This is a genomic window from Paenibacillus sp. MT124 (assembly GCF_058792755.1).
The window spans coordinates 1,420,019-1,443,923 of sequence record NZ_CM179500.1; the positions used below are offsets into that span (position 1 = coordinate 1,420,019).

Consider the following 23,905-nt stretch of genomic DNA (forward strand, 5'->3'; position numbering starts at 1 on the left):
TTGTAATCATGTTAGATGATTGTAGTCGTCTTCATCTTTGGCTTCATGAAATTATGATGTGCAGTTTATTTGCGGAACGCAAGATTTTCGTTGCCTAACAGCTGCGGTCGAATGGTGTTCCAAATGTGCAGGCATTGTTCCTGTAGTTCCCAGGCAGCCATGCCGAGCAAACGGACGCCGATCCCTCCGCTCGCGAGCAGGCTTGCACCAGCGAGCATTCGGCCATCCGGAGGCAGTGCAGACCTGATGCTTTCCAGTTCCGCTGTCCCCAGCCCAGGAGCGATCATCCACAGGGCCGCAGTATGGGTGAAATCCAGCAATGCAGCTGATTTTTGCGGATCATCGCGTGAGGGTTCCATTCCGAATCGGTCCCACACAGCAAGCTGGTCCCCTTGCCATATTTCGGTTGAATTTCGATACTTGCTAAACTCAAAAGCCTCACCCCGGTGAATTCGTCCGGCTGACCAGACATCTGCATAAGCGAGAATAGCCTGTTCCTCCAGCTGGAAGGTGGCGGTAAGCGAAGAAGAACTGCCTTTGAATGGGATCACGCATTCCGGGAAGTATTCAAGCACAGCGCCTTTCCTGATCTGGAAGTGATGGTTGACCGACGAGGGAAGTGAAGGCGTAGGATGAAGTCGTGTCGCTGATGTACTGCTCAACATCACATGGGTGCCTTCGCCCAAATGCCACTCGGAATGATAATGATCCCCGTTAAGAACACCGGGAGAGACGTCAGAGGTGTAGAGGCATAACCCATTGCTGTTTCCCGGTGGGCGAAAGGAGCGACTGAACCGGAGAGGTGCGCTGTAATAACGATCCGTCATGATCGTACGTCCCTCTTGAAGGGCAAATGTAGCTCGAAGCTCGCTGCGTCGTATCACCGCTCCTTCAGCACGAATGCCCAACTTCGTTTCGGCTCCTTCCGATACGGGAGATGAATTAATGGCTGTGGGCTGAGCCGTGGTCATGGCTGTGTGAATGGAGATGCGCAGCGGCAGCATCGTCATCCATGTATTGGTGCTCAAGCCAGTGAATGATCTCGGATACACCTTCACCGCTCATGAGATTCGACATCACATATGGGCGACCTTCGCGTACCCGCTCGGTATCATTCTTCATCACTTGCAAACTTGCGCCAACATAAGGTGCAAGGTCTGTTTTGTTGATCAGCAGCAGGTCTGAGCGGGTAATACCTGGACCGCCTTTGCGAGGCAGTTTTTCCCCTTGGGCAACGTCAATGATGTAGATGAACACATCGGCAAGTTCCGGACTGAATGCCGCAGAGAGGTTATCGCCGCCGCTTTCAATGAAGATTAATTGCAGATCAGGAAAACGCTCAACCAATTCGTCTACGGCTTCAAAATTCATTGAGGCATCTTCACGAATGGCTGTGTGCGGGCATCCGCCTGTCTCCACACCAATAATGCGTTCAGGTGCAAGAGCGTTCTGGCGCAGCAGGATTTCGGCATCTTCCTTGGTATAAATATCGTTCGTGATGACGGCCAGACTATAGCGAGTACGCAGCGCCTTCGACAGCTTCTCCACAAGGGCAGTTTTGCCGGAGCCTACCGGGCCTCCGATACCAATTCGCATTGGTCTGCTGCGATCAAATGCCTTACGTTCCCACTCCGGATGATGCGTATGATTAGCTCCTCCACACATAACAAATTCCTCCTTGGATTAACGGCTTATTTTAAAAGTACGTCTTAGCTTATAATAGGGTTATTATGACATGAACAGCCGGGCAGGCAAGCTTTCGTGCCGCATGGCGTAGATTTCCTGGGCAATACCGAAGCTGTGCATGTCTTCCGGGTCATCATTCCGAATTCGAATCCATTCGGAGTCGATATCATCGAGCAGTTTCTGAATGAGCATCTGTGCCTCGGTTTGCCCGATCGGCAGGAGGCGCAGCGCACTGTTTACGTAAGCATTAACTGAGGTATACAAATGACCGGTGACCGCTTCGTCCAGTCCGATTTCCAACTGATAATTGATATATCCGTGAATGGTCGTGATCCCGCAATAGGCACCATGCGCCTGCACAGCTTCATCAATAAGCGAGAAGTCCATCCAAGGATAGAGAGAACGGGCAAGTTTCAGCAGTCGCTTCCCCATCTTATGGCCGCTTTCCCTGATCTCCCGGGGGGTTCGCTGGGCGTGTACCCGCTTATCATAGAGAGCGAGTAGAGCGGAGTCTTGTTCCTCCATTGCTTGGTAAACGCCTTTGATAGCAAGTCCATCGAGCCGAATCAGGCTGGAATGAAGCTGGCTGCGAATGAATTGTTCGAGTTCGGTGATTGTTCGAATGGTGCCGTCATGCGTATATGCTTCCAGACCGAAAGAGTGGGAGAACCCGCCGATGGGCAGGGCCGAGTCGAGCAGCTGAACATATCGAAGCAGCTTCGTGCCACTTTGCATCATGCCAAGCGTCCTTTCTTTGCTTCTGTCTTATTTCCCATCCCACCAAAATCCGATATAAAAATAATGTAAGGATACAGGTTGGACGTGATTTTACACGATAACGAAGAGGATAGTACGAACCTGAAGAAGTGAAACGCTCGCCTTTATCACAAGATGTCAAAACATGAAGTAGCGCTGCGCCATTGGCAGCTCATCCGCAGGTTCGCAGGTAAGCAGTACCCCATCGGCTCGAACCTCGTACGTCTCAGGGTCCACTTCAATGTGAGGTGTCACATCGTTGTGGATCATATCCTTTTTGCTCACCGAGCGGCAGCCTTTGACGGCTTCCACGCGTTTGTTTAATCCAAGTGTCTCCTTGATGCCTGCATCAGCAGCAGCTTGGGATACGAAAGTAATGGACCCTTTCGCGATAGCTCCACCGTATGACCCGAACATCGGTCTGCCAAACACGGGCTGAGGTGTCGGGATGGAGGCGTTCGGATCACCCATCTGAGCGAAGGTGATCATACCGCCTTTAATCACCATTTCGGGCTTGACCCCAAAATAGGCTGGATTCCAGACGATCAGATCCGCTAGCTTGCCCACTTCCACAGAACCGACGATATGGCTGATGCCATGAGCGATGGCAGGATTGATCGTATATTTGGCGACATATCTTTTGATGCGGTCATTGTCGGAAGGGGAATCAGATTTCAATTCCAGCTTGCCGCGCTGTTTTTTCATTTTGTCTGCAGTCTGCCAGGTACGGATAATGACTTCGCCTACCCGGCCCATGGCCTGGGAGTCGGAACTGATAATGCTGAACACACCGAGATCATGCAGAATGTCTTCTGCTGCAATGGTCTCTGGGCGAATCCGGGAATCGGCAAAAGCAACATCCTCCGGAATTGCCGGGTCCAAATGATGGCATACCATCAGCATGTCGAGATGTTCTTCAACTGTATTCCGCGTATACGGACGCGTGGGGTTGGTTGAAGAAGGAATCACGTACGATTCACCGGCAGCGCGGATAATGTCTGGTGCGTGTCCGCCGCCTGCGCCTTCCGTATGATACGTGTGAATCGTGCGGCCGTTAATGGCGGCAAGGGTATTCTCCAGAAAACCAGTCTCATTCAGGGTATCGGTATGAATGGCCACCTGAATATCATGCTCTCCGGCAGCAGTCAGGCACGCGTCAATGGCACTTGGGGTTGTCCCCCAATCCTCGTGCAATTTCAAGCCGATGACACCAGCTTCGATCTGTTCAATGAGTGGAGCAGTGGTTGAACTATTGCCCTTACCCAGATAACCAATATTCATAGGAAAGGCTTCAGCCGACTCCAGCATGCGATGAATATGCCAGGCTCCAGGTGTGCAGGTGGTTGCTTTGGTACCTGTCGCTGGTCCTGTACCTCCACCGATCATGGTAGTTACTCCGGAAGACAGGGCAGTTTGAATCTGCTGCGGACAAATGAAATGAATGTGTGTATCGATTCCGCCTGCAGTGACAATCATGCCTTCGCCGGCGATGATTTCGGTGGAAGCGCCAATCACAAGGAGTGGATCGACCCCGTCCATCGTATCCGGATTACCGGATTTGCCAATCGCACAGATGATTCCGTCGCGGATGCCAATATCTGCTTTTACAATACCCCAATGATCGATAATGATGGCGTTCGTAATGACAGTATCCGGCGTACCGTGGCTGCGAAGAGCGGTTGCGGACTGGCCCATGCCGTCCCGGATGACTTTTCCGCCTCCGAATTTGCTCTCATCCCCGTATACAGCGTAATCATGCTCAATCTCTGCCCAGAGCTCCGTATCTGCCAGTCTTACGGCATCCCCGGTTGTTGGACCGAACATGGAAGCATATTGTTCACGAGACATACGTTTCATGCTGAATCTCCTCCATCCTGTGATGGCGTGGGGGAGAAAGCCTTCAGGAAGGCTTCGAGCTTCTGTGGGTCTGGAGGCTGGTCTGCCGATCCTTCCGTTAATCCGTTAAATCCATAAATCTGCCGTTTGCCGCCAAAAGTGGTGAGTTCAACCGGCTTTTCTTCCCCGGGTTCGAAACGAACGGCGGTGCCCGCAGGGATGTGCAAACGATGTCCGAACGCTGCGGTGCGGTCGAAGTCCAGAGCGGCATTTACTTCATAGAAGTGAACGTGAGAACCGACCTGCACGGGGCGATCACCGCGGTTCAAGACAATTAATCGTATCGTTTGGCGATCGGGATGACAGACAATCTCATCCGGTTTCAATCGATATTCGCCTGGAATCATGGCATTCTCCTGCCTTTCTCAGCGTATGGGTTCATGCACGGTAACCAACTTGGTCCCGTCAGGGAATGTAGCTTCCACCTGTACCTCTGGAATCATGTTGGGGACTCCCTCCATACAATCATCCCGTGTAAGGATTGTACCGCCATATCTCATCAAATCCGCTACGCTCATTCCATCCCGCGCTCGTTCCATGAGCTCGGAGGTTAACAAAGCGATGGCTTCGGGAACATTTAGCTTCAATCCGCGTCCTCTGCGTTCGCGGGCGAGATTGGCGGCTACGGTAATCAGCAGTTTTTCTTTTTCCTGCTCCGTCCAGTGCAAGGGCCATCCGACCTTTCCCATAAAAGTATATATCTTCATGAATCATATTATATGTTAAATATACTCACACAGGGTGACCCTTTGTCAATAAGGTTTGAAACATATTAGCAGCATGCATGAAACAAGTAGGCGTAAAATAAAATTATGTAAGCATTATTGACATGAAGAGTTGGAGCCTCCATAATTTGGATCAACGAACATTTCGGAGTTAAATGACCTTAATGTTCGTCAATAGACTAAAAAAAGGGAGTGTAGGCTATTGAAGAAGAGGTCGGTCAGATTATGGGGAATTTTGCTTGGGGCGGTCATTGCTTTAACGGGATGTGTGGAAGGTGGAACGCCACCTGAAGCTTCAAATTCCGGTGGAACAGGGGAAGTCGCTGTGTCCGATGAGACGATCAAGGTAGGCATTCTTCATTCCTTGAGTGGAACGATGGCAATAAGCGAGGTATCTGTCAAGGATGCCGAGATGCTTGCGATTGAAGAGATCAATGCAGCGGGTGGTGTCCTTGGCAAACAGATTGAGCCTGTCATTGAAGATGGAGCCTCGGATTGGCCGACTTTTGCAGAAAAGGCTGGAAAGCTGCTTCAACAGGATAAGGTGGCCGCTGTTTTTGGCGGATGGACTTCAGCGAGTCGCAAGGCGATGCTCCCCGTGTTCGAGCAGAATAAAGGGCTTTTATTTTATCCGGTGCAGTATGAAGGACTGGAGTCATCTCCCAACATTTTTTATACAGGTGCAACAACGAACCAACAAATTGTTCCTTCCGTAACCTGGTTGCTGGAGAATAGGGGCAAAACATTTTATCTCCTTGGTTCGGACTATGTTTTCCCGAAAACGGCCAATCAGGTGATCAAGGCTCAATTGGCAGCTGAAGGTGGAGAAGTGGTTGGCGAGGAATACACACCGCTGGGCCATACCGATTACAGTACCATCATAAGCAAAATCAAAGCTGCGAAGCCGGATGTGGTGTATAACACGCTTAACGGGGACAGTAATGTAGCCTTTTTCAAGCAGCTGAAGGATGCTGGTATCACCTCGGAACAGATGACGACGCTGTCGGTCAGTGTGGCGGAAGAGGAAATTCGGGGCATTGGAGCAGATGTGCTAAAAGGGCACTTGGCTTCTTGGAACTATTATCAGACAACAGATACTCCGGAGAACAAGACATTTGTTGAGAAATATAAAGAAAAATATGGTGCTGACCGGGTGACGGCTGACCCGATTGAGGCGGGTTACGTAGCAGTGTACCTCTGGAAGGCAGCTGTTGAAAAAGCGGGATCAACCGATGTAGAGAAGGTCAGAGAAGCAGCAAAAGGATTGGAATTTGATGCTCCGGAGGGGAAAGTAACCGTGGACGGAGAGAATCAGCATATTTACAAAACCGTCCGAATCGGAGAAGTGCAGGAAGATGGTCAATTCAAGGAATTGTGGAACTCCGGTTCTCCTGTCAAGCCAGATCCTTATTTGAAAACCTACGAATGGGGAGCTTCCCTAAGCAATCAATAAGCAAGTCCTTCATGTCCAAACTTCTGAGATTACGGATGAGGGTGGGACAGCGCACCCTCGTACAATATTACGATAAAGCGTTGATGCGTAGTCTTGGTGACGTGTTTGAATCGGGAAGAGGCTTTTAGCATGTGAAAGGGTGATCGGGATGGATATGTTTGTTCTGCAAATGTTCAATGGCCTTAGCATCAGCTCGATCCTGTTATTGATTGCGCTGGGGCTTGCAGTAACGTTTGGTCTTATGAATGTCATCAACATGGCTCACGGTGAGCTGATTATGATTGGTGCATATGCAACGTATGTGACTCAAAATCTGTTCATTTCATATGCTCCGGCAGCGTGGTTCGAAGTTTATTTTATCGTGGCATTGCCGATCGCGTTTGGTGTAGCGGCACTTATCGGCTGGCTGCTTGAAGTGATTTTGATCCGGCATTTATACGGTAGACCCCTGGACAGTTTGCTGGCTACATGGGGAGTTGGAATGATGCTGCAGCAGCTGGCGCGAACCATTTTCGGGGCGCCGAATGTAGGTGTATCCAGTCCTTCATGGCTTAATGGCGGTCTTGCGATCTCTGACGGTATCGTATTTCCTTATAAACGGATTTTTATCATCGCACTTGTCGCGGTTGTTCTACTGTGTATGTATCTGTACATATACCGCACTTCTTCCGGACGACGGATGCGCGCTGTTATGCAGAATCGGAGCATGGCGGGCTGTCTCGGGATTTCCACCAGACGGGTAGATGGCATGACCTTTGCCATTGGTTCAGGAATCGCGGGTATCGCGGGTTGTGCTCTGACGCTCATTGGGCCGATTGGCCCTTCGCTGGGAACCTATTATATTGTAGATGCATTTATGGTTGTCGTTCTTGGCGGGGTTGGCAAACTGGTAGGGACGGTATGCGGAGCGCTCGGGATTGGCATGTTCAATACGTTGTTTGAAACCTACACGTCTGCCTCCATCGGCAAAGTGCTGGTGTTCGTATGTATCGTTGCTTTTCTGCAATGGAAGCCGCGGGGGCTGGTTGCCATGCGAACCCGCAGTCTCGACTAACAGGAAGAAGGGGGTTATATGATGTCAGCACTTCTGAAGTCAGGCAGTTTAAAAACGAGAATCATCTGGGCGGTCGTACTGATTCTAATGTGTCTTGCCCCGCTAATCTCTACCGAGTTTCGGCTTAGCTTGCTCGCTAAATTCCTGGCACTGGCTATTCTGGCCATCGGACTGGATCTGATCTGGGGCTACGGCGGGGTTCTGAGTCTGGGGCATGGGGTGTTCTTTGGTCTTGGTGGTTACGCCATGGCCATGTATCTGAAACTGCAGGCGAGCGGCACATCCCTGCCTGATTTCATGGGGTGGAGCGGCTTGTCAGGTCTTCCGTGGTTTTGGGAACCATTTCGTTCATTTCCAGTGGCGTTAATTCTGGGTATTGCCCTTCCAGCTATGCTGGCATTTGTACTGGGGTGGTTTACGTTTCGTAACCGGATTACCGGTGTGTATTTTACGATTTTAACGCAAGCTCTTGTGTTAATCACGGTTACCTTGTTTATCGGCAAACAGGAGTGGACCGGAGGGACTAATGGTATAACCGGTTATAACTCCATTTTTGGTTTCACGCTGCATTCTGCAGGAACAACAATTGTGCTCTACTATATTACACTTGCCATTTTGGTGCTCACGTACCTGCTCTGCAGAAGAATGGTAAATAGTCGGTTTGGTCAGGTGCTTGAAGCTTCGCGGGACGGAGAAAACCGGGTGCGTTTCCTAGGTTATGATCCGGCAGGTTATAAAACGTTGACGTTTGCCCTTTCCGGGGCTCTTGCAGGGATAGCGGGTATGCTGTTTGTTCTTCAGGTCGGGATTATCTCGCCGTCCATGATGGGAATTGTTCCATCCATCGAAATGGTGTTATGGGTTGCCTTGGGTGGTCGCGGCACGCTCATTGGGGCTGTGATCGGGGCAGTGGTTCTGAATGCAGCCAAAACCGGGATAAGTGAGGCCTACCCTGAAGGCTGGTTGTTTGTTCTCGGCGGGCTGTTTGTAACGGTGGTGTTGTTCATGCCTCACGGGCTCGTTGGAGTCTATCGAAATGTCGTTCGATTGCTGAAGCGGAGAGGAGAGGTTGTGCATGTCCCTGTCAGTAAGGAAAAACCTGAAGTCTACTGAAGCTTCACCTGTATTGATGGCTGAGAGTATTACCGTAGCTTTTGGTGGTTTCGTTGCAGTTAATGGCATGAACCTGAAACTGCATGAGCATGATTTGCATTTTCTGATTGGCCCCAATGGTGCGGGGAAAACGACAATGCTGGATGTCATTTGCGGAAAAACCAAACCCCTCTCCGGCACGGTGCGGCTGGAAGATGGCACAGAGCTGACACGTCTGAAGGAGCATCAGATCGTCCGGAAGGGTGTAGGACGCAAATTCCAGGCTCCATCCATCTTCGGAGGTCTTACCGTACAGGAGAATTTGGCCTTGGCGGCGGAAAATCAGCGTTCACCGCTTCGGACTCTTGGTATTCCGCGCTTTGGGAAACTCAACACGGCAATGGAACAGGTCATAGCGCAAATTGGACTGCAAGACCGCGTGTATACACGGGCTGGGGCGCTATCTCACGGCGAGAAGCAGTGGCTGGAAATTGGCATGCTGCTGCTTCAGGAACCGCGCGTGTTGCTGCTGGACGAACCGGTTGCCGGGATGACGGACGAGGAAACGAATAAAACAGGCAGGTTGTTACAGGGGATAGCGCGTGAACGTTCGGTCGTGGTTGTGGAGCATGACATGGAGTTTGTCCGCGAGTACGCGGCGAAAGTGACCGTGATGCATGAAGGGAAGCTGTTGAAGGAAGGTACCATGGCTGAGGTGCAGGAAGATCCTAGGGTGGCCGAAGTCTACTTGGGAAAAAGGAGAGATGACCATGCTGTCGCTGCAACGAATTGAATCCGGCTACGGGGAAAGTAATGTGCTGCGTGGTGTTAATCTGGATGTTTTGCCTGGACAGGTGGTCTGCCTAATGGGCCGGAATGGTGTCGGCAAAACGACGCTGATGAAAACGTTGATGGGCCTGCTCAAAACGAGGAAGGGGGCCATCCACTGGAAAGGGCAGGATATATCCGCTATGGAACCTGCCAAACGTGCCAAGGCAGGCATTGGATATGTTCCTCAGGGTCGTGAGATTTTCCCCCAGCTTACGGTAAAGGAAAATCTGCTGCTCGGTCTGGAGACATCTGCGCCTGGGGTGAAGACGTTTCCTGAAGATGTGCTCGCGATGTTTCCGGTCCTTGCGACCATGTATGGACGACAGGGCGGTGATCTGAGTGGTGGCCAGCAGCAGCAGCTTGCCTTCGCACGAGCGCTTGCTTCAAGGCCTGGACTATTGTTGCTGGATGAACCAACGGAAGGTATACAGCCTTCCATTGTCGAGGATATTCGGCAGGTCATTCTACAAATCAAGGCGAAGGGAGACATTTCGGTGCTGCTCGTCGAGCAGAGCATTGATTTTGTACGCGGGGCTGCGGATTTTATCTATGTCATGGACAAGGGAGCAATTGCGCTGCAGGGATCACCGGAGGAATTGGATATGTCTCAATTTGAACACCACCTGTCCGTATAGGAGAGGTGGTTATTTTTCGCTTTTTTTTGCTTTGCTCAGGAGCGTTTATCCAAAATGTTGGAGTACTTCGGGTATAGCCTGCGGATGCAGTCCGGACAGATGTCGTGTGTAAATTCTGCGTGGGTATGTCTCTCCAAATAACCTTCGACTGAATTCCAGACGTCCTGCTCGTCCTTAATCTGTTTGCAGACGGCGCAAATGGGAAGCAGGCCGCGTAGTGTCCGAACTTCGGATAGAGCAAGCTTCAATTGCTGTTCAATTCGCTTCTGTTCCGTGATGTCTGTATGCGAGATCAGAGCGAGTCCCATCGGAGAAGGAGGATCCGTCTGATTCAAGGGGGTAAGCTCCAGCCTGAACCATCGAAGCTCCAGGTTCGCAGACTGTACGGTGATGTCATATGTATGGCAGTGAACAAAGGGATGTTGAATCTTCTCTAACTTCTGAATAATCGATGAATTCTCCGTTTCATCCTCCTGGGCTGCCCATATCTGCAGCAGCTGAAGATAATGAAACGTTTCGCAAGAAGATCGGTGGGCGTCGGATTTTTTGTATTTCGAGAGATGCAATCGCCCGAGTCCGTTCAGCCATGCAGTATTGCAGCTGCGAATTCTCCAGTCGCGGTCGACGATGATGAGTTGATGACGTAAGGATTGAAAGGATAACCTTTCAAGGTCGGTTGTAAAGAAGCTCATGAATAGGCCCTCCTTGGCAATCAGTTAAAGGATCGGGACGGCAGGGTAATGGTGGTGTCATCGAAGTTCATCCGAAATTTGCAAAATGTCTGCGACCTGGTTTCGGAAACGGGTGGCTTTTCGTGTGCCATGGATAAGATTGGATAAACGATACGGCGGGATGTCGTGCTTCTCGCAGAAGGTTTTCTGGTCCATCTGTAGCTCCGTTAAGCGGCGTTTGATGGCCCATCCGAACGGAGTCACGGGTTTCTTTTTGTTCAAAAGGGTTCACCCCTCATAGAAGTATTTCAACCCGCCTTCGGCTGTGTATAATAGAGGGAGATGCGAGCTGTTCATTACATTATATACGTATTTACGTCATGTAACAATTATAAACGATGAAAAATAGTGTATTTATATTAAATAATGACGTAATAACGTGATTTTCTATAGGCATACGTGAAAAAGCACGTCAGCAAGGAGGTTGCTGCGTGCTTTTTCGTTTGGGGAAATATGAGGGGAGCTTGGAGTCGGTAAGATTAGGCGCGATAAGCATGCAGCCCTGCGCCAAGCATGTGGAAGCTGGGGAACAACGATTTCATGGACATTGAGGTTGGCTGTGCCGGTCCATCCGCAGCGGAGGCGCTAACGGTATTCCATTCATGCTCCAGGTCTGCGGCCAGGCGAACCAGCAGTTCCTGGGTTGCTTCGTTATGCATGGGGAGGACTTTGGAGGCTTCGGTTATGCATGCATTCATGGCTGAGTGCAAGTAACCCATTACCGCTTCCTCGACGGGGATATCGAGGTAGTGGTTAATCCAGGCGTGAACAGTAGAGAGGCAGCCTACAGACTCGTATTTGGCAAGGGTGTGTTCGAGCTGGCTGAATTCAATCCAGGGGTGGAGAGCCCGGGCCAGCTTGATCAGTCTTTTGCCCATGGCAGCAGCTTGCTCCCTTTGATCAGAAGGAGTCCGCTGAACGTGAACCAACTTGTCAATCAGTGCTGTTCGCCATGTGTCATTATGATCTGTTGCGCTGTAGATACCTTTAATCGCCATTCCCTCAAGTCGAACGATACTGGGATGCAGCTGGCAGCGCATGAAGGATTCCAGATCATCGGCATTTCGGATGCTGCCTTCAGCAATGTGTACATCCATACCAAATGAATGGGTGAAACCTCCGACATGAATGGAGGAATCAAGCAGTTTGACATAATCGAGCAGCTTATTCCCACGGTTCACGGTCTTTCGCCTCCTATGTTCGTAAAATGTTATATTATATAACATTGATATTGGTTTCCGAATGCTTTTATGTTTAAAATCCGAATTATATGATATATATAATCACATAAATATCCGTATTTTGTCAATGGTTTCTTGTTTTTAAGTTTTAATTATATTTAAATGTTATATTTTATTACTTATATTAGTTGTAATCTTAAAATACAATGTTATGTATATGATATGTTTTCTTGTGAAGAGCTACAATTAAAAATGAAGATGTATAAAAGATTTGAAATTTAATGTATGCAGCAGTCAAAAGATCATGACGATAAAAACCGATATTTGGAGGAAAAACACAGGTGCAAAGTAGTTTTAATAAAAGTGCTTTACTTTTATATTGAGATCCTGTATAATCAATTTTGTTGCCGATTATTTACGACATGCGGTCGTGGTGGAATGGCAGACACGCTATCTTGAGGGGGTAGTGGGCGTATGCCCGTGGAGGTTCGAGTCCTCTCGACCGCATCATATTGTACGACAAGAAGAGGTTTTCCGAATATGGAAAACCTCTTTTTTTGCGTTTGGAGAAACATAAAAAAGGCCATTCACACAGAACCGGACTTTCTCTGGCTCCATGTTAATTATGGCCTCTCCATGTTGATCTATTTCAGCAGTTTCTCAATATCAGCTTCAATCTGGTCAGGAGTGGTTTTTGGAGCATAACGCTTCACGACCCGTCCGTTCTGATCAACGAGGAATTTGGTGAAGTTCCACTTGATGGCTTTGGATCCGAGCAATCCCGGTGCCTCTTTTGTCAGGTGCTGGAATAGAGGGTGGGCGCTTGAACCATTAACATCAATTTTCTCAAACATAGGAAAGCTTACACCGTAATTCATCTGGCAAAACTCAGCAATATCGTCGGAAGATCCCGATTCCTGAGCGAATTGGTTGCTTGGGAAACCCAATACTTCAAACTGCCGGTCTTTGAATTTGTTATAGAGTTCCTGTAAGCCTTCAAATTGCGGGGTCAGACCACATTTGCTTGCCGTATTTACAATCAGCAGCACCTTGTTGCGATAATCGGACATCTCGACTTCCTGGCCCCGAAGGGTATTGACTTTGTAGTCATAAACGGACATGATCAGTCGCCTCCATATCGTATAATGGGTTAATAATTCCTATAGTTATATTATATTGCTTACAATTAGATAATGCAAAACTAATTAAATAAATTCCTATGTTTACTTACAGATATCTAAAATTACAACCGTTTTTCATAAGGACGAGAATTAGTGAGATTCACAGAGATGGATGGAGAATGGATTGGTTGTAAGCGATATCATTGATATGTAATGCCTTAAATTCGTCCATTCGGTGATCTGACCGGACTTTACACTAACATGTCGCGGGTGTATGATTCATATCGTAATTTCTAATTCAATTAAACTTAACATGAACAACGAAACAAACGATAATATCGCTCTGGTCAATACATGAAACAGGAACGATGTTTTAATCGCTGAGTTTCCATTCATTCATGGGTGGGAAACGGGGGAACCAATCGGAAAGGCTGTCATTGCAGCTAATCCATGGGGTGAATTTTTCGGTGCAAGCCGGAAATAGGGCGACTCTCGCGCCCGAATCCGTCAGCTAACCTCGTAAGCGTTAAAGGGAGAGGCAACAAGCCGTACGCATATTCATGGCGTTTTCGTCATGGGTTATTCAAGAAGCGTTCGGGAGGCCTTGGTCCCCCACGCTTCTTTTTTGTTGTCTTTTCACGCCAAGGGAGGAACGAATGATGGATAATGAGATGATTCTAGTAACAGCACCGAATGAAGCAGGCCGCAAGTTTATCAAGCTGTTGATGTACAAAAAAATGCCGTTTGCCGTTCTGACCAACAGTGTAGGGGAAGAACGGAAGCTCCGCAGAATCGGAGTGGAGAACGTCATTCGCATGAATACAGCTGAAGCTCAGAAGTGGTTTCTACCGCAGTCGAGCGTAGGCAACGTTTTTATTTTCGAGAACAGTTTGAACCTGACCTGCCGCTATCTGCAGATCTGCCGTTCCTGGACTTCCAAATCACTATGTGTAATTACGGAACAGAGTCACCCCAAAGGCATTTACCGCGGGATGGGAGCTGACCGCATTGTGTATTCTCTTAATGGAGAAGTTGGCTTCTTGCTTAATGGTTAATGTGATAGCTGCCGATTGATCCGGTGTAAGGTGCCTGTTATAATTGAACTTGTGGAAAAACGGAATTCTGAGGAGACTCATGCATGATGGTGGGTCTTCTTTTTTATTTGAGCATTATTGTACATTGCTGATTTAGAGATTGCGTTCATGGCTAACAAGGAGGAATAGGCGTGCCGGATGTACGGGTGTTAAAATGGTTGTTCTTTGATGTAGGAGATACGCTGGTCGACGAATGGGAGCCGGTAGATGATATTATAGGGCAGTTTGTAAAAGAAGCCTGCTTGCTTGGATATCCGGTGAAAATAGAGGAAGTGCGAGAGATATTTGCCTCCTGTTACCGAAATTATGAGCAGTGGCCCATGAGGGTAGCCATTCGAACGCTAATCAGCGATGAACGTCATAGGGAGCAGATCCAGGAGAAGTTGAAGTTCCGGAAGGAGCTGGAGAAGCCCTTCGCTTCTGCTGACGCGGTGTTGAAGGAATTGTCACACCATTATCGAATCGGGATCATCGCCAATCAGAGTCCAGGGACAGCTGAGCGCCTGGAGAGCTACGGTCTGCGGAGGTACGTGGATGTACTGGCTTGCTCGGCAGAAGAAGGCGTATCGAAGCCGGATCCGGAACTCTACGCTGTGGCTTTGAAGCAGGCGGGATGTGAACCCGAGGAAGCAGTGATGATTGGAGATCGGATTGATAACGATATCATTCCTGCCAAGAAGCTGGGGATGCGAACGATTCGGATTTTGCAGGGCTATGGACGATTTCAGCCTGAGCTTGAGGGCCAAGAGCGTGCAGACTGGACCATCGAAGCCTTGGAGCAGCTTGTTCCACTGCTTGTGCCTTCTGAGGGTTAGTGGAAAAAATTTAAAAGTGATGACTTTCGTGTCATTAAATAAAGGACAAGGCAAGTGCACGGCAAGCTAAAAGGCTGATTCCCTTAAGTATAATACTTAAGGGAATCAGCCTTTTTTAATGAATCTCTGGTAAGAGGAAAACTGTTTTACAGCATATTCAGATTAAAACAGCATGATGGTCTGGAAGATCAGATAAACGTTCAGAACCACAATTACGGCAGCGATGATCCAAGAGATGACTTTGAGCCACAGTTTGTTGGCGAATGCGCCCATGCTTTTTTTGTCACTCGTAAACATCACAAGTGGAATAACAGCAAAAGGCAGCTGCAAGGATAGAATCACCTGGCTCAAAATCAGCAATTCTTCCGTTCCGTGTTCGCCGGCGATAGCCGTCACAATAACGGCAGGGATGATCGCAATTAATCGGGTCACGAGCCGGCGGAGCCAAGCCGGAATCCGAATGTTTAGGAAGCCTTCCATGACAATCTGCCCGGACAGTGTACCTGTAAGCGTAGAGTTCTGACCGGAGGCCAGTAGAGCGACACCAAACAGGATACTTGCAATGGTTGTGCCCAGCAGAGGTGTGAGCAAGTGATAAGCATCTGCAATCTCAGCGACCTGTGTCATGCCTGCGCTGTGAAATACAGCGGCTGACACAATGAGTATGGCGGCGTTTATAAACAGGGCAAGGGTCAAAGCGATTGTTGAATCCATAGTGGAGTAACGAATGGCTTCTCTTTTCCCCTGAGTTGTCTGTTCAATCTGCCGGGTCTGCACGATGGACGAATGCAAGTACAGATTGTGCGGCATAACCGTTGCTCCAATGATTCCGATGGCAATATACAGCATCGCAGGATTCTGTAGTATCTCGGCACTTGGTACAAAGCCGGTGAGTACCCCGCCCATGTCCGGTTTGGCCAGAAACAGGTCAATCCCGAAGCAGAGGGCGATGGTTGCCATCAACACGATGACCAGTGTTTCCAGAGCGCGGAAGCCTTTATTTTGCAGCAAAAGGATAATCAGAACATCCACAGCCGTAATAATGACGCCGTATAACATCGGGATGTTGAACAGAAGCTTCAGTGCGATGGCTGAACCGATGACCTCAGCTAGATCTGTGGCGGCAATAGCTAATTCACACAACACCCAGAGCATAATGACAACCGGCATACTGAACCGTTCGCGGCAAGCTTGGGCCAGATCCCGTCCAGTTACAATACCAAGCTTGCCTGCAAGTGACTGTAATACGACAGCCATCAGGTTTGAGATTAAAATTACGGATAATAGCGTGTAACCGAACTGGGAACCTCCGGCAATATCTGTTGCCCAGTTACCCGGGTCCATATAGCCGACAGCGACCAGATAACCTGGCCCGACAAAGGCGAGGAATTTTTTCCACCAAGCGGCGTTCTTCGGAACCTTCATGGAGCTGTGTGCTTCCCCAAGGGAGGGAGCCATACCTGCTGCGGCTAATTGCTCAGCTGAAGGAGAATTGAATGGATTTTTTTTACTCATACATGTTCACCTGACTTTTTAATAATAATCGTATTGATCATCCTTATGATGAGAACTGAGCCATTCACTTTTATATGTCTGAAAATATATGTCGTTACTTACATTGTACTCATTCAATAATTTTTGTCTAGTGCAACTTTTATGTAGATGGACAAAATGAGTGGAGGGGATCAGGCCCTTAGTGTATTACCCAAATTCAGAAAATTTACCTTAATATCATAAATAGTGTTATGTGGATGGAGGGCTGATGCATGAAAATGACAAAGATGCAAAAGCTGATTTAGTAACCCAAATCCGTTTCAAAATAAGTCAGAAGTTTAAATTGAATTGTAGGCAGCAAAAATATTGATGTAAAAGGAGAGATTCTAATGGAAGCTTTATATACAGCAACTGCGACAGTCAAAGGTGGACGTACAGGTTCGGTAACTTCATCGGATGGAGTCCTTAAACATGATCTGAAAATGCCAAAAGAGCTGGGTGGATCCGGCGGTGAAGGTACGAACCCTGAGCAGCTCTTTGCAGCAGGATACGGTGCATGTTACGAAAGTGCTCTTGCCAACGTGGCACGTAAAGCCGGCGTTAAACTGGAAGATGTGACTGTAACGAGTAATGTATCCATTGGAAAAGACCCTGCGGATGACGGATTCCAGTTGTCGGTCCGGCTGGATGTGAGCATGCCGGGTGTGGATCATAGTCAGGCCGAGGATCTGGCTCGCAAAGCTCATGATTTTTGCCCTTATTCCAAAGCGACTCGCGGTAATATTGATGTCGTACTGAACGTGGTATAAACCGAATCTCGCTGGAGTAAAGGGAGAGATAAATGAAGCAGGCTATCCTGGATACCTGTTGTTTGGTACAAGCCCTGCTGGCTAACGGCAGGGTTTTGTATTTAAAATCATAAGACATGCAGGAGATTGCAGGTTTAATCGCGTACTCTTTTACATAATTATACTCTTGCTTCATGCCAGGCATCTGAAAAAGGGGGAATGCAAATGAGTATTGAAGAGATGATTGAGCGAAGGTTTGTATGTACGAAATGCCGGGGAACGGATTGCAACATCAAGGAAGTATCCATGTCCGGGGCTGGTCTTAGCAAAATGTTCGACATTCAGCATAATCACTATTTGTTCGTAGCCTGTTCCTCATGTGGTTATGTGGAAGTATTCGACCCCGATGTACTAAAAGGCAAAAAGCAGGGTCAGGTAGGCACGATATTGGATATTCTGTTCGGTGGATAGTGTGGCATAACTTGGTGGGTATGGAATCAATTCAAAATAAGCTGGGAGGTTCGTGCTCCCTGAGTTGACATCGAACTAAAATTTCTTTAATATGACTTAGTACTGAGAAGTGTCATGCAGGGAATATGCAGGAAACAAATTTGAATTGACAGGTGATATCCATGTCTTATAGACCAAGTATTGCAGAATTGCAAGTAGCTAGTAAAAACGAAAAAGACGGATTGTATGAATTTACAATGAAGCTGGTAGATGGCACGCAATGCCGTGTATTCTACTCCAAATCTCCTGAATGGAAGATGACAGCGATCAGCCGTCTGCAGAAGACGCCTTGTCCCGTATGCCGCAAAGATTTCATTTGCAAATGCATGGACCAGTGGGCAGGAGATCTGCATCAACAAATGATTGAAGATCAGTGGATGGAAAAGGCAATTGCTGAGTAATTGCCCAAACAGATACGAGCGTAGGCTTTAGAGCCTGCGCTCTTTTTCTATTCTATTCCTTTGAGTCGTATAAATTTTGGGGATAGCCGAACGTGAAGGTGAAAAGTGGGTAAGTTAATCTAACAGCATAAATGAGGAGGCTTCAATTATGACATCAATTCGAGCGGATGAGCATGAGGGACACCCAATTGTACTCGTGGACGGGGTTTGTCACTTTTGCCAAGGATTAACCAAATGGATTATCAAACGTGATCCGGAAGGGAAATATCATTTTGCATCGCTCCAATCCGATGTAGCCAAGGACTTGCTGAAGAAAGGAAATCTGTCAACAGACAGCATGGATACGTTTGTACTTATTGAAAAGGGCCGTTATTATACACGCTCGACAGCTGCACTGCGGCTGGCCAAAGGTCTGAAATTTCCCTATCCATTATTATACGTCTTTATTATTGTGCCCAAATTTATTCGAAATGCCGTATATAACTGGGTAGCCCGTAATCGTTACCGGTGGTTTGGCAAGGACGAAGCGTGTATGCTGCCGACACCTGAGATCAAGAATCGGTTTTTGTAAATCGTACTAGAGCACGCATGCACCACAAACATGATTAATAAAGGAAACATTTGGGTAATGAATACGGATCACATCTATTTTGGGAGGACAAACAGTTGAAGAAGTGGACGACATTCATTATCGGGGCATTATTAGCAGTAAGCCTGACAGCATGCGGTGACGATGCGGATAACAGTACTGCAACGCCGCCGGCTGGCAACGAAGCGACAAACGAGGGCAATACACCTGCAGAGCAGGGAACACAGATCCCTACACTGGAAGAATTGATTACCAAAACGAATGAAGCAGCCAAGGAATTGAAAAGCTTCTCGAGCGATGCAACCATTGATCAAAATTTGAAGCTGGAGGCTGGCGAACAGTCACAGGATCAGCAGGTAAAAACAACAATGAAGATGGATATCATCAAGGATCCAATGATGATCTATCAAGAGATGAACATGGAAATGTCCGGGCAGGAAGCACAAAACGTGAAGCAGTACATTACTTCCGATGCCATCTATTCGCAGGTGGGAGATCAATGGGTTAAAATTCCTGATGATCAAACGAAGCAGCTGATTGAGCAAATGCAATCAAGCCTGAACCCCGAAGAAGAATTGGACCAATTCAATAAAATTGCGGAAGATACCAAGATCACCGAAGAGGGCGACAATTATGTCATTACTGCAGACGTATCGGGTGATAACGTGAAGGAATTGGCTCAATCCGTCATGGAGCAGAATGGAACGGACGCCCAGACACAAGCGATGCTTGAACAGATGAATATTACAAGTATGCAAATGAAATATATGGTGAACAAGGAGACGTATCTTCCGGTTGGTACCGACGTGAATATGGTGATGGAGATGGAGCAGGAAGGCCAGAAAATGACCATGGACATGAAGATGACCAGCACCTTCTCCAACCATAACCAGGTAGAAGAGATTGAGATTCCACAGGAAGCATTGGACAGCGCGAAGTAGGGAGAGATCAAGCTTGCTACAAGCAAAAACATCCCTTTTTGAATCCATGCAACGTGGTTCTAATTGAAAACATCTTTGATTCAAGTTTGTGTGAACCCAGAGAGGTTCCTGCTTGAATCGAAGGTGTTTTTCTCTTTTCTACAACTGGTCAGGAAGCACAAAGGTATAGTATAGTCGTGTAAGCGATTAACTTTTTCTATTAATATCATATGACTTGGAAGGAGAATTACGCGATGATTGAATATGCTCATATACATCATGTTAGCCTGGCAGTGCGTGATCTGGATGTTGCCAAACAATTTTATACCGGACTGCTAGGTATGCAGGAAATTGAACGTCCGCCTTTCCGCTCTACAGGCACATGGTATGCGATTGGCAGTCAGCAGCTGCATCTGCTCCAGCATCCGGAAGGACATACACTGCGTGAGGCGGGAATTGATACGACGGATGGTCACTTTGCCATCTGGGTGAAAAGTCACAACGAAACGATAGCCTGGCTGGAAAAGCAGGGGATTGAGTATGAAGCAAGACCGGATAGTGTTGCAGGATTCGCACAGATCTTCATTCTTGACCCGGATCGTAACATTATTGAATTTGATGCACCTTATCAATCATAAGAATGGAAGCATCAGATTGTTAATTGTATAAATCTCTTGATCGTCCAGAAATTGTATGCTATATTATCCATACATTCATAGCACGTGACGGAAGCACCGTCCATAATCTTGCATAATACATGCGGATCGTGGTCGGTGTTTTTTTGTGCTTTTCTACAGGGAGGGAGGAGAAATTGATCGTGCTGAAGGCGGTACTTGCTTCAAAAGACAAGGAGTATGTCAGTGCCTGGCTTGATTTTGTTCAGGGGAGTTCATTTGATGCAGCAATGCGATTTACCGCCTTTTCACAGTGGGAATCGTTTCAGGAGTACATGCATGAACATGAAGGAAAGGAACAGCCGGATCTGGTTATTGCAGAACCTGAGTTTCTGAATCCCTGGCTGGAAAGTATGGGTGAAAGTCCGGGTGTGCCTTGGCTGCTTCTCAGTGAAGGTCATGAGGAGGTGGCGGAAGATAAGCGCTTAATGAAATATCAACCTCTGCCTGCATTGTTGGATACCGTTCTGAATGCAAGTCGGCAGCCTCGTCGCAAAAAGGTGCACCGTCCAGGACAGCAAACCCTTTCCATTGGAGTGGTGTCAGCTTCGGGAGGAAGCGGCAAGACAGCGGTGGCACTGCATATGACAAAGCAGCTCGGACTGGCAGGCTACGCCGTGCTCTATCTTAATCTGGAGACGCTGGACAGTGTGCTGCCGTTCCTCGAGAAGGGATTATCCCGAAGTGTACAGCGTGTTCCGGATGCTGAAACGGGGCTGTCCCGGCTGTTGTATGATCTCAAGGTTGGGAGGAAGGAATCGGGCAAGCACGGGCAGGTGACTACGCAGGCTCCCTCCAAGGGCATAGATGGTTACGTGCTTCGTCATGATGGACTGAAGGCTGATGTGTTCTGGCCATTATCCAACCGGAAGGAACTGCTGCAGATGTCGTGTGAAGATACGACGGGGCTCGTTCATTATTTGTCTGCTTCCGGGCAATATGACGTGCTGATTCTGGATGGAGACTCCGGTTGGGACGAACGCAGTCGAGGCATTTTGAAAGCGGCAGATGACTTGGTATGGCTGGTTGAAGATGACCTGTCTGCCATGCACCGCTGGGGCCAATGGCTTGCGCATGCTGAGCGGACTGAGCCTGACTTGGTTGAACGTGTACTGGATCGTGCCCGCTTTGTGCTAAACAAATACCGAGACAGCATAGTCAATGCCGTTCCACGACCTGAGCTGCAGCTGGATGCAGTGCTGCCGTATATCCCTTCCTGGAAGCAGCTTCACCAGGAGGAAGTACTGCTAAGCTCTCCCATATTTCAGCGTGAGGTAAAAAGGCTGTGTGCCATGCTTGTACAGGACGGAGAGGATGATCTGAAGCAGACGGGGCGCCTCCATAAGGGAGAGGGGGGGGCATGATGAGTGATGCATCCCATAGAGTTCTGGACCGGGAAGAACAATTTCAGAACATGCGCCGCGAGGTCAGGGCAGGCCTTGACTTAACGTCTTCAGCCGGGGACAAGGAACTGTGGCAGGGGATTGAGCGCAAGGTGTTATCTGATCCGGAACTGGATGACCTGACATCTGGAGAAAGACATGCGCTGGTGCAGAGGCTGTTTGATTCGTTTCGCGGGTTAGATATTCTTCAACCCCTGGTGGATCATCCTGACATTACGGAGATTATGATTAATAGTCACCGGGAGATCTTTGTCGAGCAGGAAGGGGAAGTTAGCCAAATTCAGCTCGAATTCGAATCCAGAGAACGGCTGGAGGATATTATCCAGATGATCGTCTCCGGGGTGAACCGGATCGTGAATGAGTCTTCTCCCATTGTGGATGCGCGGCTCAAGGACGGTTCGCGGGTCAATATTGTGCTGCCGCCGATTGCGCTAAAAGGTCCCACCATGACGATTCGGAAGTTCCCAAGTGAACCGATGACCATGCCGGACCTGATTGGAAAAGGTGCCTTGCATGAGGAAGCGGCAGAGCTGCTGCAGCAGTTGGTGCGCAGCAAATTCAATATCTTCATCGGGGGCGGGACCGGGTCAGGGAAAACGACCTTTCTGAATGCATTATCACAGTTTATTCCTCCGGATGAACGGATTATTACGATTGAAGATTCCGCCGAGCTGCAGATTGTCACGGTGCCGAATCTGGTGTCGCTGGAGACGCGGAACGCCAATACCGAGGGCAAGGGTGAAATCTCCATCCGGGATCTGATCAAGTCTTCACTGCGGATGAGACCCAACCGCATTGTGATCGGAGAGGTGCGTGGGGCAGAGGCGCTTGATATGCTGCAGGCCATGAATACCGGTCATGACGGTTCTTTGTCTACAGGGCATGCCAATAACATCTCGGACATGATCAGCAGATTGGAGACAATGGTACTCAGCGGGGCCGAGCTTCCTATTTCGGTTGTGCGGCAGCAGATCAGCTCAGCAATTGATATCTTCGTTCATCTATCACGGCTGAGAGACCGTTCAAGGCGAGTGACGGAAATCAGTGAAGTCATTGGCATGAAGGACGGGGAAGTACTGCTGAATCCGCTCTTTCGTTTCCAGGAGCGGGATGAAAGGGAAGGCAAGATCATTGGAGGGTTGGTACAGGTCGGAAAGTTGAAGCAGATTGAGAAAATCCAAATGGCCGGGCTTGGAGAGTGGCTGAGTGAATACATAGGTCGGTACCACAAGGAATTAGAAGATTCGGATAACAAGGTAAATTAAAGCGGTTAGAAGGTGAATAGGTTGGGTGATTCCAGGCAGGTGTTAACGGATTATACCGTATACACGTTATCCGGTAGACAGCGAACCGTCTGCATGCTGATTAGTGGACTGCTATTTTTCGGTGTCGGTATGTTGTTCTATCACCACTGGCTGGCAGGGGTGATCTTGGCTGCGGGATGCATCTGGGTGCCAAAGCACTGGACAAAGGTACTGCTGGAACGAAGAAGAATGACACTGAGTTTACATTTTAAACAAGCGTTATATGCGTTATCCTCCGCACTGGCTGCGGGGAAATCCGTGGAGAATGGATTTAAGGAATCGGTAGAAGATCTGCGAATGCTCAATCCTGAAGCGGATACCGATCTCATTCGGGAGTTCACTATTTTGCGGACAAGAATGGAATATGGTCAACCGATTGAGGAGGCGCTGCAGGACTTTTCTGACCGGGCTGGCATCGAGGATATAACGAATTTTGCAGATGTATTCATCACGTGCAAGCGGACGGGTGGAGACCTGGTCGAGGTGGTTCGCCGAACCTCTGCTGTGATTGGCGAGAAGCTGGACATCCAGCAGGATATCATGGTCGCTGTGGCACAGAAAAGGTTTGAGTCCAAGGCAATGTTTGCCGCGCCTTTTATTTTTCTTATTTTTTTGAATTTGACGGCCAAGGATTTCATGGAACCACTGTATAGCGGTATGGGATATCTGATCTCCAGCATGGCTTTGGTAGTGCTCGCCTGCTGTTATCTGTGGATTACACGCATTATGGATATCAAAGTATAAGGAGCTGA

27 protein-coding genes, 1 tRNA gene and 1 riboswitch are annotated in these 23,905 nt (G+C 48.4%); of the genes, 17 read left to right on the forward strand and 11 right to left on the reverse strand.

Features of this window, described 5'->3' with window-relative positions:
• Positions 1–65 precede the first annotated feature (65 nt).
• From AC3RCI_RS06500 to AC3RCI_RS06525, 6 genes are all read right to left on the reverse strand, one after another.
• Positions 66–1,028, reverse strand: coding sequence for an urease accessory protein UreD (locus tag AC3RCI_RS06500; protein WP_492528090.1), 963 nt, complete (start codon positions 1,026–1,028; stop codon positions 66–68).
• A complete protein-coding gene (ureG, locus tag AC3RCI_RS06505; RefSeq protein WP_127538201.1) occupies positions 943–1,665 on the reverse strand; it encodes an urease accessory protein UreG in 723 nt (240 codons plus the stop codon). The genes AC3RCI_RS06500 and ureG overlap by 86 nt, the downstream gene beginning before the upstream one ends.
• 63 nt (positions 1,666–1,728) lie before the next feature.
• On the reverse strand, positions 1,729–2,424 hold the full coding sequence (locus tag AC3RCI_RS06510) for an urease accessory UreF family protein (protein WP_154892576.1): 696 nt from the start codon (positions 2,422–2,424) through the stop codon (positions 1,729–1,731).
• 156 nt (positions 2,425–2,580) lie between these two features.
• Positions 2,581–4,299, reverse strand: a complete 1,719-nt coding sequence (gene ureC / locus AC3RCI_RS06515) for an urease subunit alpha (RefSeq protein ID WP_154892575.1) — start codon at positions 4,297–4,299, stop codon at positions 2,581–2,583.
• The gene (locus AC3RCI_RS06520; RefSeq protein WP_354478150.1) at positions 4,296–4,685 is read right to left on the reverse strand and encodes an urease subunit beta; all 390 of its coding nucleotides are present in this window, start codon (positions 4,683–4,685) and stop codon (positions 4,296–4,298) included. Before AC3RCI_RS06520 ends, ureC begins: the two co-directional genes overlap by 4 nt.
• Before the next feature lie 18 nt (positions 4,686–4,703).
• A complete protein-coding gene (locus AC3RCI_RS06525; protein ID WP_419720004.1) occupies positions 4,704–5,027 on the reverse strand; it encodes an urease subunit gamma in 324 nt (107 codons plus the stop codon).
• A gap of 238 nt (positions 5,028–5,265) precedes the next feature.
• On the opposite strand from AC3RCI_RS06525, the gene urtA reads away from it, so the two are divergent.
• From urtA to urtE, 5 genes are all read left to right on the forward strand, one after another.
• Positions 5,266–6,516 carry an urea ABC transporter substrate-binding protein gene (gene urtA / locus AC3RCI_RS06530; RefSeq protein ID WP_336781067.1) on the forward strand — a complete coding sequence of 417 codons (1,251 nt, stop codon included), beginning with the start codon at positions 5,266–5,268 and terminating at the stop codon, positions 6,514–6,516.
• A 148-nt stretch (positions 6,517–6,664) separates the two neighbouring features.
• Positions 6,665–7,570, forward strand: coding sequence for an urea ABC transporter permease subunit UrtB (urtB, locus tag AC3RCI_RS06535; RefSeq protein WP_095289165.1), 906 nt, complete (start codon positions 6,665–6,667; stop codon positions 7,568–7,570).
• Positions 7,571–7,588: 18 nt separating this feature from the next.
• Complete coding sequence (gene urtC, locus AC3RCI_RS06540) at positions 7,589–8,683, forward strand: urea ABC transporter permease subunit UrtC (RefSeq protein WP_154892572.1); 1,095 nt, start codon at positions 7,589–7,591, stop codon at positions 8,681–8,683.
• Positions 8,646–9,455 (forward strand): urea ABC transporter ATP-binding protein UrtD, encoded by an 810-nt coding sequence (urtD, locus tag AC3RCI_RS06545; protein ID WP_492528092.1) that lies wholly within the window; start codon positions 8,646–8,648, stop codon positions 9,453–9,455. The genes urtC and urtD overlap by 38 nt, the downstream gene beginning before the upstream one ends.
• Positions 9,433–10,128: an urea ABC transporter ATP-binding subunit UrtE gene (gene urtE, locus AC3RCI_RS06550; protein WP_127538207.1), complete on the forward strand. Its 696-nt coding sequence runs from the start codon at positions 9,433–9,435 to the stop codon at positions 10,126–10,128. The genes urtD and urtE overlap by 23 nt, the downstream gene beginning before the upstream one ends.
• A gap of 35 nt (positions 10,129–10,163) precedes the next feature.
• Here urtE and AC3RCI_RS06555 read toward each other — a convergent pair whose 3' ends face one another.
• The 3 genes from AC3RCI_RS06555 to AC3RCI_RS06565 all read right to left on the reverse strand — a co-directional run bounded on the left by AC3RCI_RS06555 (position 10,164) and on the right by AC3RCI_RS06565 (position 12,040).
• Positions 10,164–10,820, reverse strand: a complete 657-nt coding sequence (locus tag AC3RCI_RS06555; protein ID WP_492528094.1) for a PAS domain-containing protein — start codon at positions 10,818–10,820, stop codon at positions 10,164–10,166.
• Between the two features lie 57 nt (positions 10,821–10,877).
• Positions 10,878–11,081 carry a Rha family transcriptional regulator gene (locus AC3RCI_RS06560; RefSeq protein ID WP_095289174.1) on the reverse strand — a complete coding sequence of 68 codons (204 nt, stop codon included), beginning with the start codon at positions 11,079–11,081 and terminating at the stop codon, positions 10,878–10,880.
• A 257-nt stretch (positions 11,082–11,338) separates the two neighbouring features.
• Positions 11,339–12,040 carry an urease accessory protein UreF gene (locus AC3RCI_RS06565; RefSeq protein WP_336781064.1) on the reverse strand — a complete coding sequence of 234 codons (702 nt, stop codon included), beginning with the start codon at positions 12,038–12,040 and terminating at the stop codon, positions 11,339–11,341.
• 424 nt (positions 12,041–12,464) lie between these two features.
• Here AC3RCI_RS06565 and AC3RCI_RS06570 point away from each other — a divergent pair.
• Positions 12,465–12,547: transfer RNA gene (locus AC3RCI_RS06570), tRNA-Leu, on the forward strand.
• A gap of 137 nt (positions 12,548–12,684) precedes the next feature.
• Here the strand turns inward: AC3RCI_RS06570 and AC3RCI_RS06575 are convergent.
• Positions 12,685–13,161 (reverse strand): glutathione peroxidase, encoded by a 477-nt coding sequence (locus AC3RCI_RS06575; RefSeq protein WP_336781063.1) that lies wholly within the window; start codon positions 13,159–13,161, stop codon positions 12,685–12,687.
• Between the two features lie 368 nt (positions 13,162–13,529).
• Positions 13,530–13,702: riboswitch (cyclic di-AMP (ydaO/yuaA leader) on the forward strand.
• 115 nt (positions 13,703–13,817) lie between these two features.
• Between AC3RCI_RS06575 and AC3RCI_RS06580 the strand changes: the two genes are divergently transcribed.
• Both AC3RCI_RS06580 and AC3RCI_RS06585 read left to right on the forward strand, forming a co-directional pair.
• Complete coding sequence (locus AC3RCI_RS06580; RefSeq protein ID WP_492528096.1) at positions 13,818–14,216, forward strand: hypothetical protein; 399 nt, start codon at positions 13,818–13,820, stop codon at positions 14,214–14,216.
• A 170-nt stretch (positions 14,217–14,386) separates the two neighbouring features.
• Positions 14,387–15,070: an HAD family hydrolase gene (locus AC3RCI_RS06585; RefSeq protein WP_492528098.1), complete on the forward strand. Its 684-nt coding sequence runs from the start codon at positions 14,387–14,389 to the stop codon at positions 15,068–15,070.
• 162 nt (positions 15,071–15,232) lie between these two features.
• On the opposite strand, the gene AC3RCI_RS06590 is transcribed toward AC3RCI_RS06585, so the two are convergent.
• Positions 15,233–16,528 (reverse strand): Nramp family divalent metal transporter, encoded by a 1,296-nt coding sequence (locus AC3RCI_RS06590; RefSeq protein WP_336781514.1) that lies wholly within the window; start codon positions 16,526–16,528, stop codon positions 15,233–15,235.
• 425 nt (positions 16,529–16,953) lie between these two features.
• On the opposite strand from AC3RCI_RS06590, the gene AC3RCI_RS06595 reads away from it, so the two are divergent.
• The 9 genes from AC3RCI_RS06595 (at position 16,954) to AC3RCI_RS06635 (ending at position 23,897) form a co-directional block, all read left to right on the forward strand.
• On the forward strand, positions 16,954–17,373 hold the full coding sequence (locus AC3RCI_RS06595) for an organic hydroperoxide resistance protein (RefSeq protein ID WP_095289181.1): 420 nt from the start codon (positions 16,954–16,956) through the stop codon (positions 17,371–17,373).
• A gap of 204 nt (positions 17,374–17,577) precedes the next feature.
• Positions 17,578–17,823 (forward strand): zinc ribbon domain-containing protein, encoded by a 246-nt coding sequence (locus tag AC3RCI_RS06600; protein ID WP_024629326.1) that lies wholly within the window; start codon positions 17,578–17,580, stop codon positions 17,821–17,823.
• 161 nt (positions 17,824–17,984) lie between these two features.
• Complete coding sequence (locus AC3RCI_RS06605; RefSeq protein WP_154892567.1) at positions 17,985–18,263, forward strand: hypothetical protein; 279 nt, start codon at positions 17,985–17,987, stop codon at positions 18,261–18,263.
• A gap of 148 nt (positions 18,264–18,411) precedes the next feature.
• The gene (locus AC3RCI_RS06610; protein ID WP_154892566.1) at positions 18,412–18,834 is read left to right on the forward strand and encodes a thiol-disulfide oxidoreductase DCC family protein; all 423 of its coding nucleotides are present in this window, start codon (positions 18,412–18,414) and stop codon (positions 18,832–18,834) included.
• A 95-nt stretch (positions 18,835–18,929) separates the two neighbouring features.
• Positions 18,930–19,793, forward strand: coding sequence for a DUF6612 family protein (locus AC3RCI_RS06615; protein ID WP_492528100.1), 864 nt, complete (start codon positions 18,930–18,932; stop codon positions 19,791–19,793).
• A gap of 233 nt (positions 19,794–20,026) precedes the next feature.
• Entirely contained in the window at positions 20,027–20,410 is a 384-nt protein-coding gene (locus AC3RCI_RS06620) for a VOC family protein (protein ID WP_127538214.1), read from the forward strand.
• A 179-nt stretch (positions 20,411–20,589) separates the two neighbouring features.
• Complete coding sequence (locus AC3RCI_RS06625) at positions 20,590–21,810, forward strand: nucleotide-binding protein (RefSeq protein ID WP_492528102.1); 1,221 nt, start codon at positions 20,590–20,592, stop codon at positions 21,808–21,810.
• A complete protein-coding gene (locus AC3RCI_RS06630) occupies positions 21,810–23,114 on the forward strand; it encodes a TadA family conjugal transfer-associated ATPase (protein ID WP_492529818.1) in 1,305 nt (434 codons plus the stop codon). The genes AC3RCI_RS06625 and AC3RCI_RS06630 overlap by 1 nt, the downstream gene beginning before the upstream one ends.
• A 21-nt stretch (positions 23,115–23,135) precedes the next feature.
• Positions 23,136–23,897: a type II secretion system F family protein gene (locus AC3RCI_RS06635; protein WP_492471644.1), complete on the forward strand. Its 762-nt coding sequence runs from the start codon at positions 23,136–23,138 to the stop codon at positions 23,895–23,897.
• The last annotated feature ends 8 nt before the right edge of the window (positions 23,898–23,905 follow it).